Source organism: Bacillus sp. 1021 (assembly GCF_014534735.1).
GTDB lineage: Bacteria > Bacillota > Bacilli > Bacillales > Bacillaceae > Bacillus > Bacillus siamensis.
The window spans coordinates 62,827-82,356 of record NZ_JACVSR010000002.1 but is presented as its reverse complement, the minus strand read 5'-3'; the positions used below and the strand labels follow the sequence as shown (position 1 = coordinate 82,356).

Here is a 19,530-nt window from a genome sequence, read left to right as displayed (position 1 = left end):
CAACTTGTATTGGAACCAAGCCGGTGCTTTGAAACCGATTTGCTGTCCAAAGAGCCTCTATTTGTATATGAAAGTTATATGAAATTCATTTTCGTACATAAAGATACATTATACTAAAATACTGTCGCCGCGCAAATAGAGTGTGCTGAATTTTTTATTTGTTAATTCCATACAAGCTGAGGGAAAGCGTTTCCACATCAAGTTTTTACGCGTTTTGAAGCACGTTTGTGATCTTTTGGACCGCCCAGTCCAAGTCTTCCTGGGAAATCATTAACGGCGGTGCAAACCGGATCACGGTATCATGTGTTTCTTTGCATAAAAGCCCTTCGCCTTTCAGCTTTTCACAGTACGGGCGGGCCGCTTCAGTCAGTTCCACGCCGATAAACAGGCCGCGGCCGCGCACATCTTTTATGATCGGGTTATCGATTTTCTCAAGCTCTTCTTTAAAATACCGGCCAAGCTGAAGGGAACGCTCTGCCAGCCCTTCTTCCTCTAGGACTTCAAGAGATGCGAGCGATACCGCGCAAGCGAGCGGGTTTCCGCCGAATGTCGAGCCGTGGGAACCCGGATTAAACACGCCGAGAATATCACGGTTCGCCGCGATGCACGAAATCGGGAAGACGCCGCCGCCGAGCGCTTTGCCCAAGATAAACATATCCGGTACGATATTTTCCCAGTCAACCGCGAATCTTTTCCCTGTCCGGCCGAGTCCCGTCTGAATTTCATCAGCGATCAGGAGCACATTTTCTTCCTTACAAATAGCGGCCGCTTCTTGTAAAAATCCTTCCGGCGGAATGACGATGCCCGCTTCTCCCTGAATCGGTTCGAATAAGAAAGCGGCTGTGTTCGGCGTAATCGCCCGGCGCAGCGCTTCCGCATCTCCGTATGGAATTAATTTTATACCAGGAAGCATAGGTCCGAAACCGCGTTTATACTCATCTTCTGAAGAAAGGGATACCGCAAGCATCGTTCTGCCGTGGAAGTTGCCGATACACGCAATGATTTCCGCCTGATTATCTTCTACTCCTTTGACCTCATATGCCCAGCGTCTCGCCGCTTTGACAGCGGATTCAACAGCTTCCGCCCCCGTATTCATCGGCAGAATCATATCTTTTCCCGTCAGCTTGGCTGTTTTCTCATAAAACGGGCCGAGCTGATCGTTATGGAACGCGCGTGACGTCAAAGTGATTTTATCCGCCTGATCCTTCAGCGCCTGAATAATCTTCGGATGTCTGTGTCCCTGGTTCACGGCAGAATAAGCACTGAGCATATCCATATATTGATTGCCTTCAGGGTCTTTTACCCAAACACCCTGCGCTTCAGAAATAACGATCGGAAGAGGATGGTAGTTGTTCGCACCGTAGTGTGAAGTTTGGCTGATAATCTCTTGAGATTTTGTGAAAGCTGACATAATCTGATTCCCCCTTGTTTTGTATATCATTCAACATAAGATCTTGCTTTCCCTTTTTATAAAGCAAGTTCCGTGCCAATCCGAAAAAACGGGATATTTCGCCAGCATTCTTTCTCTTCCTGCAAAATTTTCCGGCAGTTTGCGTGCAAACTTCAGGCAAGCGCAAAATTTTTTTGCGTTTCCTGATCAATTTATTTTAAAATAATGAATGTTACGACGATTGGGAGGGGGAATTGACCTGCACACAACCAGCGAATTTTTCACACTCGTGTTACAAAGCATTCTGGAAGAGATTGATGTCGGGCTGCATGTGGTGGACGAAAAGGGCAGCACCGTCATTTACAATAAGAAAATGATGCAGATTGAAGATATGGATGAACGGGACGTCCTGCATAAAAACCTGACTGATGTATTTATGTTTTCCAGTCAGCAGGACAGCACACTCGTCCAAGCCCTTCAGGAAGGCAAAACGATTAAAAATGTAAAGCAAAGCTATTTCAATAACAAAGGCCAGGAAATCACGACGATCAACCACACCTTCCCGATTGTGCAAAACGGCGAGATCAAAGGCGCCGTGGAGATCGCCAAAGACGTCACTAAGCTCGAACGGCTGATCAGGGAGAATATGCACAGAAAAGAACAGAACAGCTACACGTTTGACAGCATTCTCGGCAGCAGCCCGGTCATTCGGGAAGTCATCGAAAACGCGAAACGGGCAACCCGCACGTCATCGTCCGTGCTTTTGGCCGGTGAGACGGGAACGGGCAAGGAACTGTTCGCCCAAAGCATTCACAACGGCAGCCAGCGCTCAGGCGCCCCGTTCATATCACAAAACTGCGCCGCCCTGCCGGACAGTCTGGTCGAAAGCATTTTATTCGGCACGAAAAAAGGCGCCTTTACCGGAGCCATCGACCAGCCGGGCTTATTTGAGCAGGCGCAGGGAGGCACCCTTCTCCTTGATGAGATCAATTCTCTCAATCTCAGCCTGCAGGCAAAGCTGCTCCGCGCCCTTCAGGAAAAGAAAATCAGGCGCATCGGATCAGCGCAGGACAAACCGATTGACGTCCGCATCATCGCCACGATGAATGAAGACCCGATCACCGCCATTTCAGAAGAGCGGCTGCGCAAAGATTTATACTACCGATTAAGCGTTGTCACGCTGATCATTCCGCCGCTCCGGGAGCGCAAAGAAGACATTCTGCCTCTGGCCGAAGTCTTTATCCAGAAAAACAATCACCTGTTTCAAATGCATGTCGATTCGATCAGTGACGATGTGCAGCGATTCTTCCTGGAATATGACTGGCCGGGCAACATTCGCGAGCTTGAACATATGATTGAAGGCGCCATGAACTTTATGACGGATGAAACGACGATTACGGCAGCCCACCTTCCTTATCAGTACCGCATGAAAATCAAACCGGCTGACACGGATGCCAAAGCCGCCGCAAGCACCCAGCCCGGCACCGATTTAAAAGATAAAATGGAGAACTTCGAAAAATATATGATCGAAAAGACCCTGAGAAAACACGGCAATAACATATCCAAAACAGCAAACGAGCTCGGAATCAGCAGACAAAGCCTGCAATACCGCCTGAAAAAATTCGGTCTGGACCGGATGAAATGAATCCAACTGAAAAAAGGCTGAGATGCTCCTCAGCCTTTCGTCAGGTTATGTCTGATTGGCGAGCCGCTCCCCGGTAAACCAAAAGTTTTCGCTCACTGCCAATGTATGTTCCGTATTCTCGACTGGATGGCGACGCTCGCTTTCAGTTTGTAAAAGCTGCGCATCATAAACAGCGACAATAAGATGGATAACACCCCGATTGCGGTCAGCAGCAAGGCTGAATCAAAATAGTCGTTAAGAATCGGATAAACGGAAAGGCAATGAACATGAAGAGCGATGTCAGCAAACTGATAATCGACAGCAGCGCGGCTCTCGTTCTTGACGGAATCTCATTGTTCACCACCTGACTGAAGACGGGTTCTATCACGTCATAGAGCGCGTTAATGACGACAAAAGCGGCTATCGTCACGTACAGGCTGCCCAAAGGTATAAACAGATAGGCTGCCCCGATGATGCAGAATGTCAGCAGAAGCACGCGCCTCGGCGTGAATTTTTCCGCCGGCTTTGAAGAAAAGATGGAGCACAGCGCCTGTAAGATGGACAGTCCCGCAAAAATAACGGATATGTGACGCACGGACAGCCCTTCCGATATAAAAAACCGATGTAATCGCAAAGAAAACAGAGAGGGACAGCACCAAATATTTAAAGGCTTTGTTCAGCCTAAAGAAGTCCTTGACTTCCTTTAGGATGTCACCGACCGTCTGCGTTTCGTGTTCACTGTTTTGAAATGGCTGACGCGGGGAACAGCTACGTCCGCTCCGGCCCGCGTTCGGATAATAATCGGCATACACGATTCGGATCGGTTCTTCCTGCGGCTTCCGTCCGTTTTTCCTATTCTAAATAGTCCGGGTGAATTTTATTAATCTTCTTGTATGAGCGGGATCTTTTTGGATCAACAGGCTTACCCCGGCAGCCGGATTACGAACACGGAGCCTTTTCCCTGCTCGCTTTTCACTTCAATTGTTCCGTTATGGCTATCGATAATGGTTTTTGTAATGGCAAGACCCAGCCCGGTGCCGCCGTATTTACGGGATAGGGAGGTTTCTGCCCTGTAAAACCGGTCAAACAAATGAGGCACATGCTCCGGGGCGACGCCCGCTCCGTTGTCCGCCATCATGAGCATGATTCCGCCGTCTTTCTGCAGGGAGACGGTGATGACGCCCGTTTCTTCATCCGTATGCTGCACCGCATTGTAAAAAAGATTGAGAATGACCTGCTTCATTTTGTCTTTGTCAAAAACGGCTTCAATCTTTTGATCGACAAAAAACTCGAGCTTCCGGTTTCCCGCCAGCAGCCTCAGCTGAGCCTCCATTTCCAAAATGACGTCTCCCAGCGCGCCTTTTTTCATTTCAAAGCTCGGCTTCCGGTCCATCTTCGCGAGAAACAGAAGGTCCTCTATCAGCTTATTCGCTCTGGCGGATTCCGCGTACAGGCTTTGAAGCGCTTTTTCTTTCTGCTCCGGCTTCTCCGCCGCTCCGCGCATTAAAATTTCGATAAAACCGTGAATGGAGGTAAGGGGTGCTCTCAGCTCATGTGACGCGTCTGATACAAACTGCAGGATGCGCTCCTTCGCTTCTTTTTCCGCCTGAAACGCGGTTTCAATCCGTCCCAGCATCTGATTGATGGAGATGCCCAGCGACTCCATTTCTGCCTGCCTTTTATCAATCGGCAGCCGTTTATCGAGACTGGCGGCATTGATGTCATCCACCATACGCCCAATGCGCGATAATGGCTTGAGTGTGAGCCGGATCATCGGTAAGAAAACAAACAGTCCGATGACCAGAGCCGCAAAGGAAAGCACCGCAAAAATGCCGATCTGGCGGAAAAGCGAAGCATTCAGAGGCTGGGTCAGCGTACTCATTTGCACAACTCCCGCCTGTCTTCCGCCAACGGAAATCGCCTGAAACACGACGATGATTTCCTTACCCGCTTTATTGTGAGCCACCTGATAGTGAAGCGCCATGGGGTCTGTCAGCGCATCCCGATACACGTTTTTCGGAAAAGATGGGGCGGCTCCCGCTTGCGGGTCTTCTGATAAAACAGACATCTTGTATGATGGATTGATAAAAGCAGCCGTCATCCCGGGGGAAATCAAATTCGGGTGAGCCGGTGTTTCGGAACGGGCAAGGGTTTTGATTGACCTCCATACACTTTGATCCATTGAATGGATATAGCTCTGGATGCTGATCGCCTGATTTTCATACATCGTCCGTGCCATAAACATGTACTGAGTGCCGCCGATGAAGCATAACAGCAGGGCCAAAATCGCCAGTGACCTGAACAGGAGCTGGAATCGCAGGGTTCTGAACAGCTTTCTCCGCTTCATCCCAGGTCCGCCCTGCATTCGGCGCCCCGCACTTTGTGCTCTTTGTCCTTCAGCTTTTCGCGTAAAGAGCGGATATATGCCTCGATGATATTGTCTTCCCCGAGAACCGTTCCATGGTAAAGCCCCATCGTTATCAAATCAATGAGTGCAGACCCGCCGTCTGCACTCAGCAGCCGGATGCCTTTCAACTTATTCATGATGCAGTCTCTCCTTAGATGTATCAGCCTGTGTTTATTTTTTTCGCTTCCTCTTCTATTATTCGCTTTTATCTGAAACAAAACGGAATCTAAGCTGAATTGGTTAAAGTCAACGCCTAAAAACGGTGCAGTCTGCACATCACAATAATTTCACCTGCCGCTTCAATTTTGCAGCATCAGTCTGTTTCTGCCTATTATCAATTGAGCGTGTTGCGGCCCGCCTTCAGGAAAAAACGGCATAAAAAAAGCGCCCTGAAAAAGGACGTTTGATATGACATGGTTCATTTTTTTAAATTCTGCATTCTAAAATAATTCTTCCTTCGCATTCACCCTCGATTTCGTTCAATACGATGATCACATCAGCCGTTTTCATGTGTTTCACCTCCCCTTTTCTTCATCATATTAACAAATAAAACAATAAAAAACAGCCCGGATGTCCGGGCTGCTTTTTTATTTCTGTAATCGATCTGCTTCTGTCAGTTTGACTTCCGCTGTTTTTTTCTTTCCTGAACGGTAGAACGTGATGTTCACACGGTCGCCGATCTTTTTGCGATACAGACGTTCACGAAGATCCACAATGTCGTTGACCTTATGACCGTCGAAACCGGTGATCACGTCAAGCTTTTTCAGCCCTGCTTTGCCGGCCGGTGAAAACGCGTCGACACCCATAATGACCGCCCCGGTTTTAACACCTTTCGGAAGTTTCAGCGTCTGGCTCCAGTGGTAGCTCGCAATATCCGTTAAAGATTTCATTTCGATACCGAGGAAAGGCCGTCTGACTTCTCCGTATTTTTCTAAATCCTGAATAACGGGAATGACAAGCTTTGAAGGGATGGACAGGCCGATTCCTTCAACGGCGGATTCGGCGATCTTCATTGAGTTGATGCCGACCACCTTACCCGATATATCCATCAAAGCGCCGCCGCTGTTGCCGGGATTAATCGCGGCGTCGGTCTGCAGCACTTCCGCATTCCAGTCCGGCTGTCCGTCTCCGTTTGAGTCAACGGGCACCGCCCTTTCCTTGCCGGAAATAATTCCCTGCGTCACTGAGCCTGCAAATTCAAGCCCGAGCGGATTTCCGATCGCCACGACCGGTTCTCCGACTTTGACTTGATCGGAATTGCCGAACTGGGCGGCCGATTTGATTTTATCAGACTTCACCTTCAGCACGGCCAGATCCATCAGACGGTCGCTCCCGATCAGTTCGGCAGGCACACGCGAGTCATCTTTCAGGCTGATCTCAATCTCAGTCGCACCTTCAATGACATGATGATTGGTTACGATATAAGAAGTGGTTCCGTTCTTTTTGTAAATGACACCGGACCCGCTTCCCGCTTCGCCGCCCTCTCCCCAAATATCGGTCTTTTGGATATTGAGAACGCCGACTACCGAACCTGATACACGGCTGACCATATTCGTGACAGCGTCGTTGACATTTACGTTGACTGTTTTCACTTGTTCGCTGCCGATGCGCTGATTGGCGCCTCTGCTGCTTTCACCATGGTCTCCGCCTGTCCAGTACGGCAGCAGTAAAGCCATGAGCGCGGCCCCGACGATGACGCCGATCAGACTTGAAAGGAAGTATCCTCTCTTACTGCGGCGGGGCTGTTCGGGGGCGTACTGTTCATCATCGCGATTATAATCCACCCTATCTCAAATCCTTTCAAGAGAACTCAATTTGCTTATAGTGTGGGTTATATCGCGGATTAATAATCATGATTCATTTGGAAAAATTACACGGCGCACAGCGGCGTCGGGATTTTCGGATCGGTATCAAATAATTGAAACGTTTCCCCCGCGACAAATCCTTTCGCAGCCAATGTCTGCTGCACGGACATTCTCGCCAGTTCCTTCATATTGTTGTCTTGGCTCAGATGCGCCAAATAAATGCGTGATGTGCCGTCGCCGATGACATCGGTCATGGCGAGCGCCGCGTCTTCATTTGAGACGTGGCCGACATCGCTTAAAATCCGCCGCTTAATGCTCCAAGGGTATCTGCCCATTTGCAGCATGCCGACGTCATGGTTGCTTTCAAACACAAATACATTGGCCGAACGGATAATGCCTTTCATTCTGTCGCTCACATATCCGGTGTCCGTCATCAGCGCGAGCTTTCTGCCTTGGTAATGGAAAACATAAAACATCGGCTCGGCCGCGTCATGAGAGACGCCGAATGACTCAACATCAAGCCCTCCGAAAGATTTCACGCTTTCCATCGGGAACAAAAACTTTTGTCCGGTATCCAGCTTGCCGATCTGATTCTCCATCGCTTTCCACGTCTTTTCATTGGCGTAGACGGGAAGACCGTACTTTCTCGCAATGACGCCGAGCCCTTTAATATGGTCGCTGTGCTCATGAGTGACAAAGATGCCGTCCACGTCGTCTATCTTGCGGCCGATTCTCTCCATCAGCCCGTCCATCGCTTTACCACTCAGGCCGGCATCCACCAGAAAAGAGTGCTCCTCTGTCTCCAGATAAAACGCGTTTCCGGTACTCCCGCTCGCAAGAACGCTAAATTGCAAGCTCATTTGTTCTCACTCCATTATTTATTTTGATTGTTATCAATGACTGTGCTTTCCAATGCATTCACAGTGTACGTTTGCTGTGTCTTTTTCTTCGTCCCTTTTGACTTATCTTCAATTGTAATTCTCCATACCGGCGCCAGCACCTGCGTACTTGTCAGCGGGTATTGGGCAATATAGCCGAACTTGACGCTTTTGACGGCGCAATTCGCTTTTAAGTAATTTTGAGAATACAATAATTCGACCGCATCCAGCTCAGGAATCAGGCTTTCCGTCTGGATTCGCTTGAATGACTCCAGCATGGTCTGCTCGTAAGACACGACCTCGTTTTTATCGTTCAGATGCAGAATCACCTGTCCGATCGCATCAGTGGACGAGTCAAAATCCTGATAAATAAACTGTCCGTCATACGTCTGGTAAAAAATGATCTGTTTTTGATCCTTGTCGACTTTCCACAGTTTATATTTTTCACCGCCGGTTATTTTAGAGCTGACAAGCGATTCCGCATCATCCTGCGGTTTTTGCTTCGATAAACCGACCGGATCGGTAAATTTCATTTTCAGCGTCGTGACCTTGTGATCATCCGCCGGCATCTCCATTAAAGGCTTTTGATCCTTCAAGGCATCAATATCTTCCGCGGTGAATACCTTTTGGCCCGCCGTCAGCCGGTAGCCCGTCGCGGAATCAGAAGACAGGTTGCCGAATGTGATATGATCCATCTCCATGTCTTTTTCCACATTTGAATTTTTAATCACTTCGTATTCACTGCTTGAGCGTTTTTCAAAAAACTGATAGCCGAGAAAAATATCGAGGATGAGGAAGGCAATGATGAAGATCGTTTTTGTCTTATTCCACTCCATTATCGTCCTCCTCCTTCCCCAGCAGATCTTTCGTAATCGGAACGATCTTCCCGTTGATTTTCATACTCCAGACGGGTTCCAGCTCAACAAGATCATTCGTTGACGAAGATACCATTTGATAGGACAAGAAGATCTGGTCGATTTTGTTCACATCGTATTTATCCTGCTGCTCCAGCAGAGACACAATCTCATTGCCGCTCATCATTTTTACGTCTTTTGTTTTAATCGGATTCGGCCCGAGAACATAGTTCGGCCGCTTGTAGCTGAGAACTTCGTCATTGGCCCATTGCAGGGTCATAACAGGCCCGGACCCGAAAGGCTTAGACATGCTGTTGATGACGGGCATTTGATCTTTAAACATGTAGAAACTCAGCTGCTGGTTATCACTCACATTGAAAAATTGATAATGATCCGTCCAGCTCCCCGTATCCTCTAAATATTTATAGCTTTTCTTAATCAGCTCTCCCGTTTGGTAAGAAGCACTTTGCGCCAGGTTCCGGTGCTGGAACTGAATCTGCCGCTGCGTCGAATTGATTTCCAGACGGCTGATTCCGTCAGTCAGCACGTTCCGATTGTAATTCGGGTCCTCTCTGACCGTGCTCGGATCATTAAAGAGTGTCTGCTTAAACAGGTTCGTCTTAATGGTTTCAGTGATAAATTCTTTTTCCTTCATATTAAACCGCGCATTCGGCATGAGAAATTCTTTGCTTTTTCCGACCGAATAGAGGTGGTATAACGGCATACTCGATTTTTTGCTGTACAGCTCATTCATCAGATTGCGGTAATTTGCAGACTCGACAGTCACTTCCAGAATCAGCTGTTTGCTGTAAGAGACCATGTAAATCTTCTTATTCGGCTTATTCTCATTAAACGGAATGACAATATGGTCAAATGAGCTGTATTCCATTGACGGATTCGACCATTTAAACATCGATTGGAAGAAATCAATCGGAATGGTGTCATTGAATTGCAGATCGAGCTTTGCCGAATTCCCATTTCTGCCGTAAAGCCAATTTTTAAAACCGAGTTTGTCGTATTGATCAGAAATATCCTTCATCCCTTTTACTTCCCATTGCGGCAAATCCGCCCACAGGTCATTAAAGAGCGTTTCATCAACCACTTTATAATGAGAGCCGTTTGTATGAATGAACATATCCCGGGGTTTTACCGTTTGCGACATTTTTTGGCTCGTTTTATCAATTTTATGCTTTTCCCGGACAGTCGATTTGGTTGAGGCCGTGCCTTCTGAGAAATTGGGCTGGAATGTCCAAATTCCCCATGTTAAAACAAGACTAATGACGACTAGCACCGACAGTATGACTGTTTTTATATTTTCACGCCTCATCCCAATCATCCTCTTGCTCTTCTTTATATGGAAGAGTAAATGTAATCTTCGTGCCTTTGCCTTCTACACTGTCGGCCCAAATGTCACCGCCGTGCGCCTGAACCATCTCTTTTGCAATCGCAAGGCCGAGTCCGGTGCCGCCGAGCTTTCTCGTGCGCGCCTTATCCACCCTGTAGAAACGGTCAAATACTTTTTCCACATCTTTTTTCGGAATGCCGATCCCTTCATCTTTTACACTGATGTAGAGCAGCTCTTCTTTCTCATTCACATCAACTGAGAAGGTGACATGTCCGCCTTCCGGTGAGTATTTCAATGCGTTAGAAATGATATTATCGAGAACCTGCGTCACTTTATCCTGATCAATCTCCACGTACAGATTTCTGTCCGGCAGCTCGCGGATAAATTCGACATGCTGTTCTTTCGTCATTTCAAAACGATCGATAATCAGAGACATAAAGCGGATCATATGAATCCACTCTCGATTAAACTGATAATCTTTGCTGTCGAACTTAGAAAGCTGAAGCAGATCATTCACCAATCTGATCATGCGCTCAGTTTCATTTTGGGTCACCATTAAGAAACGCGGAGCGATCTCTTTGTTTTCCCACGCGCCTTCTGCAAGCGCCTCTAAATAGCTTCGCATTGTCGTCAGCGGTGTCCGAAGTTCATGGGACACATTCGCAACGAATTCTCTGCGCTCGCGATCGAGTTTTTCCTGCTCGGTGACATCATAAAGAACCGCGATTAAACCATCAATTTTTCCGTGCTCTCTCTGAATAACGGAAAAATTGACCCGCAGCACAGTCGTTTCATCGTCACGTTCGATCTCCAGCAGCATGGAGTCCTGCTGTTCTACTAAATCCTCAAATGTAAAGTTCTCTTTTATGCCCAATAAAGACGTAATCGGCATCTCTAAAGCCGTTTCACGTGAAACATTCAGCAGCTCAAGCGCAGGGCTGTTTAACAGAATAATAGCCCCGTTGCGATTCGTGGCGATGACGCCGTCCGTCATATACGCGATAACGGAAGAAAGCTTTCTTCTCTCCCCTTCCGTCATGGCTTGGGCATCTTCAAGCTCTTTCGTCAGATGGTTGAAAGTCGTTGCGAGCTGACCGATTTCATCATGCCCGTATTTTCGAACCTTTCTGGAGAAATTCCCTTTTGCCAGTTCCATCGCCTGCTTACGCATATCCGACAGCGGATGGGTAATGGTCCGGGCGAGAAATATACCGAGAAGAGCCGTCAGAACGAGGGCTAAGCCTGTTCCTGAAGCAAGGATCGAGTTGACGGTTTTCATTTGGTTAAAAGTATCTTCCATACTGGCCACGACATATATCGCGCCGACAACTTCCTGATTCTCTGTAATGACCGGTTTTGCCGAAATCAGCACTCTGTTTTTGCTTTTAGGATCATAATATTTTTTTGAATAGGCCTGTTTTGTAGAGAAAATCCGTTTAAAAATCGGGTCAGTCGTCTGTTTCCCCGCTATTTCCTCGCCATAAGGCCTCGAAGAACCGACGACCTCATAGCTTTTATCAACAAAGGTAATTTCCCGTATTTCATTGTTTTTCGTAAAATCATTCAAAATACGCTTGACGTCATCCTTAATGACGGTGCCGTCATTGTCCCCTTTATATTCCTGCTCAATATAATAGGAAAGGTTGTCAATCCGCTGATTTAACGATAATTCATAGGACTTGAGAAGAGAATTCTCCACCTGTTTCACAAAGTACACGCCGATAATCTGCATGGCAATGATAATAAGAAGTACATAGATCAGCGTGATCTTAAATTGAATCGACCGAAAAAAACCAACCTTATTCATCGCCGGTTAGTCCTGTTCAGGGTTTCTCAAGTAATAACCGACACCCCGTCTTGTGACGATCCAGTTCGGATGGCTCGGATTATCCTCGATTTTCTCGCGAAGGCGGCGAACTGTCACATCCACCGTTCTCACGTCACCGAAATAGTCATAGCCCCATACAGTCTGCAGCAGATGCTCGCGCGTCATGACCTGTCCGATATGTTTGGCTAAGTAATGCAGCAATTCAAATTCACGATGGGTCAGCTCGATCGTTTCTTCTCTTTTTGATACGACATAAGCGTCAGGGAAGATGACGAGGGAACCGATATGAATGTCATTTGAAGCTGATTCTTCCTCAGCCGGCGCAACCGTAAGCTGGCGGCGCAGGTTTGCTTTGACGCGGGCCAGAAGCTCACGCGTGCTGAAAGGCTTAGTGACATAGTCATCCGCTCCGATTTCAAGTCCGATGACCTTGTCAATCTCCGAGTCTTTTGCCGTCAGCATAATAATCGGCATATCATATTTTTTCCGGACTTCCCGGCACACTTCAACTCCGTCTTTATTCGGAAGCATAATATCTAATAGAATTAAATCGGGCTGAAGCTCCTCCACCATTTCCACGGCTTCGTTTCCGTCATACGCACAGTGCACGTCATAGCCTTCTTTTCTTAAATTAAACTCTAATATATCTGCAATCGGTTTTTCATCATCGACTACAAGGATCTTCTTATCCATCATCTTGATTTTCCTCCTGCCAGAATGACTTCATTTCATCTATTGATGTTTCATGATGATCACAATTCGGATCGTGAAAAACGTTCCCCGTCTATTATAACGGTTTCAGGTCAAAAGATAAAAAAATTAAAGAGAACAGCGCAAAAACGTATTGAACTGCCATCCTTTTGTCATGTTTTTTATTTTCTTTTAAAAAATAATATTTTTTTGAAACCTCACGAAAAAAAACGCCGTCTACTTTTTGACGTCTTCTTCTGGGCCGGCTGAAAAGCCGGCTCTCCCTTTTTTTATCACAAAGAAAAAACGCACCTACTATTGCAGATGCGTTTGGGTAAGTGGCTCGGGACGGAATCGAACCGCCGACACACGGATTTTCAGTCCGTTGCTCTACCAACTGAGCTACCGAGCCAGATGTTTCTTTTCTATACTATAAAGTAAAGTAAAATGGCGGTCCGGACGGGACTCGAACCCGCGACCTCCTGCGTGACAGGCAGGCATTCTAACCAACTGAACTACCGGACCTTACAGTAATTTGTCCGGGGAACCGTATCGTGGCGGTCCGCCCAGGACAAATAAGGAATTAGCAATAACGCTAAAGTAAATCAATGACCCGTACGGGATTCGAACCCGTGTTACCGCCGTGAAAGGGCGGTGTCTTAACCGCTTGACCAACGGGCCATAAAAAGTGGTGAGCCATGAAGGACTCGAACCTTCGACCCTCTGATTAAAAGTCAGATGCTCTACCAACTGAGCTAATGGCTCTTGATGTGTCGGATTATGTATCATAGAGCATTCAGACAAAAGCTTTCTTGCAGTACTCTATTGAAGCTGTTCCGTAACAACGAGATTTATAATATCATAGAATATTCGAAAGTGGCAACTACTTTTTTGAAAAAAATCTATTATTTTTTTCCTACATGAAAAAACAAGCCTCCGGTCACGGAGGCTTGTCTGCTGCAAACCCTTAGTTAGCACGGTATACACTGCGGATGACGTTCGTTTGTGAACGGTCAGGACCGACAGAGAAAATAGAAAGCGGAATACCTGTCAGCTGAGACACGCGTTCCAGATAATGGCGCGCATTTTCAGGAAGGTCGCTTAACGTTTTTGCGCCTGTAATATCTTCCGTCCAGCCAGGCATTTCTTCATATACCGGTTCACACTCAGCGAGGGCTTTCAGGCTTGCCGGGAATTCTTCAATCACTTCACCTTTGTAGCGGTAAGCGACACAGATCTTCAGCGTTTCAATGCCAGTCAGCACATCAATTGAGTTCAAAGAAAGATCTGTGATTCCGCTGACGCGGCGGGCATGGCGGACAACAACGCTGTCAAACCAGCCGACTCGGCGAGGGCGTCCTGTCGTTGTACCGTATTCGCGTCCGACTTCACGGATTTGATCTCCGATTTCGTCTTTCAGCTCAGTCGGGAAAGGACCGTCACCCACACGGGTTGTGTACGCTTTCGATACACCGACGACGTGCTGAATTTTTGTCGGGCCTACGCCTGAACCGATCGTCACCCCTCCGGCGACCGGGTTGGATGAAGTAACAAACGGGTATGTCCCTTGGTCGATATCAAGCATAACCCCTTGAGCGCCTTCAAATAAGACGCGGCGGCCTTCATCCAGCGCGTCATTTAAGACGACGGATGTATCGCATACATACTTTTTAATCTGCTGGCCGTATTCATAATACTCATCCAGAATATCTTCAATTTTGAAGCCGTCCGTTTCATACATTTTTTCAAGAAGACGGTTTTTCTCTTCAAGGTTCCGCTCAAGCTTTTCTGCAAACACGTCGCGATCTAACAGGTCTGCGATCCGAATGCCGATCCGCGCCGCTTTGTCCATATAAGCAGGTCCGATGCCTTTTTTCGTTGTGCCGATCTTATTGGCCCCTTTGCGTTCTTCCTCTACTTCATCCAGTTTCAGATGATACGGAAGAATCACGTGGGCTCTGTTGCTGATTCTCAAGTTATCCGTGCTCACATTGCGTTCATGAAGATACGCAAGCTCCGTTACGAGCGCTTTCGGATCAACAACCATTCCGTTCCCGATGACACACGCTTTTTCTTTATAAAAAATTCCTGATGGGATTAAATGAAGCTTGTACGTGACGCCATCAAACTTGATGGTATGTCCTGCATTGTTTCCGCCTTGATAACGTGCGATCACTTCTGCATTTTCTGATAGGAAATCTGTAATTTTACCTTTTCCTTCATCGCCCCACTGCGTACCTACTACGACTACTGAAGACATATATCCGTGCACCTCCGTTAACCTTTCAAAACGATATCTCATTCAAACAAATTAAGTGTATCAGTGCCGAAACAGAAAGTCAATCGTAAATCCGAACATTAAAATCTTATCATTCTATATTTGTTCGCCTTAACTCCGTTTAAAAGCGTTTTCTCTTTCATTTGTTATCTATTACTCCCGAAACTTTCATACTTTAACATAACAAAGAACCCGTATCCCGGGTTCTCCAGACAGTCATTTATATGCCGCTTGTATTCATTAGAACGATCCGCCAGCCGTCGGGATCTTCGATGGTCACGCCTTTTTCTTCCCAGTACGGATTTTCGGGTTCTTTCTCTTCATATCCCATCTGCTTTAACCTCGTGCTGATGCGAATGACCTCCTGAGAATCCGGGATGTAAAAGACAAGCAGGCTGTCGCCGTGCGGAACGGGCGCCGGCTGAGACGCGCCCGTTTCTTCGGTAAATTCTAAATGATATTGCGTATGAGGCAGGCCGAACATGACGCCACTGTAGCCTCTATGTCCGGAAAAGCTGCCGACCCTCTTCAGTCCGAGGCCCTCTTCATAAAACCTGATGATTTCTTTGAGCTGTCCGGTCGGCCGGGCAATCCGGATTTGCGCCGCTTGGAATTGCGAAAATGCAATTGTCATCATCATTCCTCCCTTGATGCTATTATATAAAAGCGCTTTCTTTTTATCGACTGCAGAACGGACGGCATTCTCTCATTCTTTCGGATGAAAAAAAGCCTCAAGACATCGCTTGAGGCTTTACGCACCTGCCGGAACACCGCCGTCATCAAAGCGTCTTTCCAGGTTTACGAACTTATTGTATTCCTTCACAAAAGCCAGTGAGACGGTGCCCACCGGGCCGTTACGCTGTTTGGCAATAATGATTTCGATGATGTTTTTGTTTTCCGATTCTTTATCATAGTAATCATCACGATACAGGAAGGCGACGATGTCGGCATCCTGCTCAATACTTCCTGACTCACGGATATCTGACATCATCGGACGTTTATCCTGCCGCTGCTCAACACCCCGGGAGAGCTGAGACAGGGCGATGACCGGAACTTCAAGCTCCCGTGCCAGCGATTTTAGCGCCCGTGAAATTTCCGATACCTCTTGCTGGCGGTTGTCGCTTGAACGGCCGCTTCCCTGAATGAGCTGCAAGTAGTCAATTAAAATCATGCCCAATCCGTTTTCCTGCTTCAGCCGGCGGCATTTTGAACGGATTTCGCTGACGCGGATGCCTGGGGTGTCATCTATAAAGATACCGCTGTTTGACAGGCTTCCCATCGCCATCGTCAGCTTGCCCCAATCTTCTTCCGTCAGATTTCCCGTTCTGAGATTTTGGGCGTTAATATTCCCTTCGGCACAGAGCATACGCATGACAAGCTGCTCGGCTCCCATCTCAAGACTGAAAATCGCGACGCTCTCATCCGTTTTGGTGGCCACGTTTTGCGCAATATTTAAGGCGAACGCCGTTTTCCCCACGGACGGACGGGCTGCGACAATGATCAGATCATTTCGCTGGAAACCCGCCGTCATCCGGTCAAGCTCAATAAAGCCGGTCGGAATCCCGGTAATATCGCCTTTCCGGTTGTGAAGCTGCTCAATATTGTCATATGTTTGCACAAGCACATCTTTAATATTTTGGAAGGCGCCCGAGTTTTTTCGCTGCGCAACCTCCATAATCGTTTTTTCCGCATCGCTTAATAGATCTTCAACTTCATCCTCGCGCGTATACCCGTCTTGGGCGATCGAGGTCGCCGTTCTGATTAAACGGCGGAGAATTGATTTTTCCTCAACGATTTTCGCGTAATATTCTATATTAGCCGCTGTCGGAACGGAATTCGCGATATCCGTCAGGTAAGAAACGCCTCCCACCTCTTCTAACAAATCGGTATTCGCAAGCTCTGACGTTACCGTGATCAAATCAACCGGTTCGCCGCGGTCTCCGAGCACGAGCATGGCATTGTAAATTTTTTGATGTGACATTCTGTAGAAATCATCCGGAATCAACACTTCAGAAGCCAGTGTCAACGCAGACGGCTGTAAAAAAACAGCACCTAACACGGCCTGCTCAGCTTCTATGTTTTGCGGCGGCAGCCGATCATTCAGAAGGTCTGTCATGCTAAGCACCGTCCTCTCCTTAAAAAATATCCAAACTCCATTTTACCATTTCTCATGAAAAAGAATAGAAAAATATCACTTTCCCTGTATTTGTCAGGAGAGGGTTATGTGTTTTGCCGTTCCGAATGCCGGGAAACAAATAAACAAACCAAACCCAGGAGGGAAGAAGGATGAAGACATATGCAGTAACGCCAAGTATTGATGCAGACGGATGGTTTGTGAAGGCAGAAAATGTGGCGCCGACGGCTCTTTGTACATCAAAGGACGCGGCAATCGAAAAAGCGGAGCAGATGGCGAAAGAGAACAGCCCGGCTAAGCTTGTCATTTATGATCAGCATAAAAACATTGAAGAGGAACGTTCCTTTTAAGAAAAGCCTTCGCCCGCGCGAGGGCTTTTCTTATTCGATGAAGCGGATCTGCAGCACTGTCTGCGCCATGAGATCAGCCGTTTTTTGATACAGATCCCATTCTTCACAGGCGGCAAATACTTTCATCATTTCCTGCAATGTCTGTTTAAGTATGATAAATTCGTCAATTGTCCGCAGTTCTGCGGCCTTTTTCTGATAATCAGCCAGCTTCAGCTGTAATAACATCAATGGCGATTGCATAAAAAACCTCCCCCATTCTGTTATAAAGCCAGGCTTATCAAACCTCCATTTCTTTGTCATATCCTCTTACGATAGAATTTTGATTTTAGTACAATAAAGAAACGGAAGGAGTGATCACATGAAACCGCTGCAAATTTCCGCTGAAACGGCGCAAAAGCTTGCAGAATCACTGAATATGCCGCTTGAAAGAATCATGCACATGCCTCAGCACATTCTGCTTGCCAAATTAGCTGAAGTCCAAAAAGAGAACGATCAAAAATAAAGGCTGTTCCCTCATATATATGTGCGGGAGGCGGAAGCAATGGCTTTCCGCCTCTTTTTCTTATAGGTAAATAAGGAATGGCGGCCGGACGAGACGAGATCAAAACCCAGTCTCTTTGCTTTGCTCTTAATCACTCATTTAAAAAAAATGTTTGATAAATACTGTCTATTTGTGAAACCATGTTCTCCTGACGCAGATGCTGGCCGGCATAGGTCTTTGCTGCTTTTCCAAACTGTTCTCTGAGAGCTTGATCCGTAATCAGTCTTAAGAGGGCATCGGCAAGCTCCCGTATGCTGCCGGGCTGACAGATAAGGCCTGTTATCTCATGCCGGATCATCTCAGGGATCCCCCCGCAGTCAGTTGCGACAATGGCCTGACCTGAGAACATCGCCTCGATGATCGCTATGGGAAAATTATCATTCAATGTAGGCAGAACAAAAATAGACGATTCAGCCAAAAGCGCCGGCACATCACGCCGTTTTCCGAAGAAAAACACATTTGAAAGACCCAGTTTCCGTCTCTTCTCTTCAAGAAAACCCCGCATTTTCCCGTCTCCGATTATCCATATTTCAACTCCGGATAAGTGCTGCCGGATTTGTGCGAGAGCGTCCAGCAGCACGTCATGTCCTTTTCGTTCTGTCAGGCGGGAAACACACGCAATCACGAGCTTCTCAGCACGTTTTGGCTCGGGTGCATCCCGGATGTCAATGCCGGTATAAACAGTCGTCAGCTGTGTTTCTTTTGCACCGTACTCCAGAAGAGGCGCATGAAAGGAGTCGCTGATGGTAATGATTTTATCCGAAGCCCGAATGCCCTGTCTTTCTATCTCAGAGAAGTATGCCTCTTCAATTGAGCCCTTTTGGATTTTATGAAACTTCATCCGGCTTTTCGTAAAATGTCCATGCGGCGTGAAGAAAAGAGGACGCCGAACCGTTTGATTAAGATGTCCCAGCAAAAATACCGCAAACAAATCCTGCGCATGAAACAGATCGTATTGCTCTAAATCCTTTTCCATCAAAAATCGTTGAAATACATGTAAATAGCTGAGATTTTTGACGAGTTTTTCGTTTGCGGCGCCGTATCTGCCAAGAAGAAACACTCTGACTGCATCAGCCGCACGCGGAATATCTTCCTGAAAAAACGATGGCGGCATTTGAAGGGGCGAGATGACATCCGCCTGATGACCGGCGCGCTCAAAACCTGTCTTAACTGACGTGATATAGCTCGCCAATCCTCCGACATTCGGGTACTTGAGAAAAGTTGCGTACAAAATACGCAACAGCCTTTTTCGTTTGGGGGAGCTTTTTCTTTCCGCACAAAATGAATGCAGCTCTTGTTCATCTTGATGGCCGATGCCATAAAATTGATCCATGACGCGCAATAAGGCAGGAGGCACCAGACTGCACGGCCTCCCGATCTCTTCTCTCAAACCCGCTCCCCCTCTC

17 protein-coding genes, 4 tRNA genes and 1 pseudogene are annotated in these 19,530 nt (G+C 47.2%); 3 read left to right on the top strand and 19 right to left on the bottom strand.

The genetic code is table 11. The annotated features are described in order from the left end of the window. Nucleotides 1-205: 205 nt before the first annotated feature. Nucleotides 206-1,411, bottom strand: a complete 1,206-nt coding sequence (locus ICW23_RS07075; RefSeq protein WP_016937379.1) for an ornithine--oxo-acid transaminase — start codon at nucleotides 1,409-1,411, stop codon at nucleotides 206-208. Between the two features lie 208 nt (nucleotides 1,412-1,619). Here ICW23_RS07075 and ICW23_RS07070 point away from each other — a divergent pair, with 208 nt between their 5' ends. Beyond that, nucleotides 1,620-3,035, top strand: coding sequence for a sigma-54 interaction domain-containing protein (locus ICW23_RS07070; RefSeq protein WP_050544525.1), 1,416 nt, complete (start codon nucleotides 1,620-1,622; stop codon nucleotides 3,033-3,035). A 92-nt stretch (nucleotides 3,036-3,127) separates the two neighbouring features. Here the strand turns inward: ICW23_RS07070 and ICW23_RS07065 are convergent. From ICW23_RS07065 to dnaB, 16 genes and pseudogenes are all read right to left on the bottom strand, one after another. Further along, nucleotides 3,128-3,763: pseudogene (locus ICW23_RS07065) on the bottom strand (MFS transporter); the annotation flags it as partial. A 173-nt stretch (nucleotides 3,764-3,936) separates the two neighbouring features. Further along, nucleotides 3,937-5,361 (bottom strand): sensor histidine kinase, encoded by a 1,425-nt coding sequence (locus ICW23_RS07060; RefSeq protein WP_188154226.1) that lies wholly within the window; start codon nucleotides 5,359-5,361, stop codon nucleotides 3,937-3,939. Then, complete coding sequence (locus ICW23_RS07055; protein WP_188154225.1) at nucleotides 5,358-5,558, bottom strand: hypothetical protein; 201 nt, start codon at nucleotides 5,556-5,558, stop codon at nucleotides 5,358-5,360. Before ICW23_RS07055 ends, ICW23_RS07060 begins: the two co-directional genes overlap by 4 nt. Before the next feature lie 450 nt (nucleotides 5,559-6,008). After that, complete coding sequence (locus ICW23_RS07050; protein WP_188154224.1) at nucleotides 6,009-7,205, bottom strand: S1C family serine protease; 1,197 nt, start codon at nucleotides 7,203-7,205, stop codon at nucleotides 6,009-6,011. Nucleotides 7,206-7,291: 86 nt separating this feature from the next. After that, on the bottom strand, nucleotides 7,292-8,086 hold the full coding sequence (locus ICW23_RS07045; RefSeq protein ID WP_016937374.1) for an MBL fold metallo-hydrolase: 795 nt from the start codon (nucleotides 8,084-8,086) through the stop codon (nucleotides 7,292-7,294). Between the two features lie 14 nt (nucleotides 8,087-8,100). Next, nucleotides 8,101-8,940 (bottom strand): two-component system regulatory protein YycI, encoded by an 840-nt coding sequence (locus ICW23_RS07040; protein WP_016937373.1) that lies wholly within the window; start codon nucleotides 8,938-8,940, stop codon nucleotides 8,101-8,103. Continuing rightward, nucleotides 8,927-10,285, bottom strand: a complete 1,359-nt coding sequence (gene yycH / locus ICW23_RS07035; RefSeq protein ID WP_045925615.1) for a two-component system activity regulator YycH — start codon at nucleotides 10,283-10,285, stop codon at nucleotides 8,927-8,929. Before yycH ends, ICW23_RS07040 begins: the two co-directional genes overlap by 14 nt. Beyond that, nucleotides 10,275-12,110: a cell wall metabolism sensor histidine kinase WalK gene (gene walK / locus ICW23_RS07030; protein WP_016937371.1), complete on the bottom strand. Its 1,836-nt coding sequence runs from the start codon at nucleotides 12,108-12,110 to the stop codon at nucleotides 10,275-10,277. The genes yycH and walK overlap by 11 nt, the downstream gene beginning before the upstream one ends. Before the next feature lie 6 nt (nucleotides 12,111-12,116). After that, nucleotides 12,117-12,824 carry a cell wall metabolism DNA-binding response regulator WalR gene (walR, locus tag ICW23_RS07025; protein ID WP_004393104.1) on the bottom strand — a complete coding sequence of 236 codons (708 nt, stop codon included), beginning with the start codon at nucleotides 12,822-12,824 and terminating at the stop codon, nucleotides 12,117-12,119. Between the two features lie 336 nt (nucleotides 12,825-13,160). After that, nucleotides 13,161-13,233, bottom strand: a tRNA-Phe gene (locus ICW23_RS07020). A 36-nt stretch (nucleotides 13,234-13,269) separates the two neighbouring features. Continuing rightward, nucleotides 13,270-13,346 (bottom strand) — tRNA-Asp (locus tag ICW23_RS07015). A gap of 84 nt (nucleotides 13,347-13,430) precedes the next feature. After that, nucleotides 13,431-13,502: transfer RNA gene (locus ICW23_RS07010), tRNA-Glu, on the bottom strand. An 8-nt stretch (nucleotides 13,503-13,510) separates the two neighbouring features. Beyond that, nucleotides 13,511-13,586: transfer RNA gene (locus tag ICW23_RS07005), tRNA-Lys, on the bottom strand. A 202-nt stretch (nucleotides 13,587-13,788) separates the two neighbouring features. Continuing rightward, nucleotides 13,789-15,081: an adenylosuccinate synthase gene (locus tag ICW23_RS07000; RefSeq protein ID WP_016937370.1), complete on the bottom strand. Its 1,293-nt coding sequence runs from the start codon at nucleotides 15,079-15,081 to the stop codon at nucleotides 13,789-13,791. A gap of 238 nt (nucleotides 15,082-15,319) precedes the next feature. After that, a complete protein-coding gene (locus tag ICW23_RS06995) occupies nucleotides 15,320-15,733 on the bottom strand; it encodes a VOC family protein (RefSeq protein WP_016937369.1) in 414 nt (137 codons plus the stop codon). A 117-nt stretch (nucleotides 15,734-15,850) separates the two neighbouring features. Then, entirely contained in the window at nucleotides 15,851-17,215 is a 1,365-nt protein-coding gene (dnaB, locus tag ICW23_RS06990) for a replicative DNA helicase (protein WP_016937368.1), read from the bottom strand. Between the two features lie 170 nt (nucleotides 17,216-17,385). Between dnaB and ICW23_RS06985 the strand changes: the two genes are divergently transcribed. Further along, the gene (locus tag ICW23_RS06985; RefSeq protein WP_016937367.1) at nucleotides 17,386-17,583 is read left to right on the top strand and encodes a DUF2188 domain-containing protein; all 198 of its coding nucleotides are present in this window, start codon (nucleotides 17,386-17,388) and stop codon (nucleotides 17,581-17,583) included. A gap of 30 nt (nucleotides 17,584-17,613) precedes the next feature. Here the strand turns inward: ICW23_RS06985 and ICW23_RS06980 are convergent, their stop codons facing one another. Then, entirely contained in the window at nucleotides 17,614-17,823 is a 210-nt protein-coding gene (locus ICW23_RS06980; RefSeq protein ID WP_016937366.1) for a hypothetical protein, read from the bottom strand. 118 nt (nucleotides 17,824-17,941) lie between these two features. Here ICW23_RS06980 and ICW23_RS06975 point away from each other — a divergent pair, with 118 nt between their 5' ends. Continuing rightward, complete coding sequence (locus tag ICW23_RS06975; RefSeq protein ID WP_016937365.1) at nucleotides 17,942-18,085, top strand: YycC family protein; 144 nt, start codon at nucleotides 17,942-17,944, stop codon at nucleotides 18,083-18,085. Nucleotides 18,086-18,215: 130 nt separating this feature from the next. On the opposite strand, the gene ICW23_RS06970 is transcribed toward ICW23_RS06975, so the two are convergent. Further along, a complete protein-coding gene (locus tag ICW23_RS06970) occupies nucleotides 18,216-19,514 on the bottom strand; it encodes a glycosyltransferase family 4 protein (protein ID WP_188154223.1) in 1,299 nt (432 codons plus the stop codon). Nucleotides 19,515-19,530 lie beyond the last annotated feature (16 nt).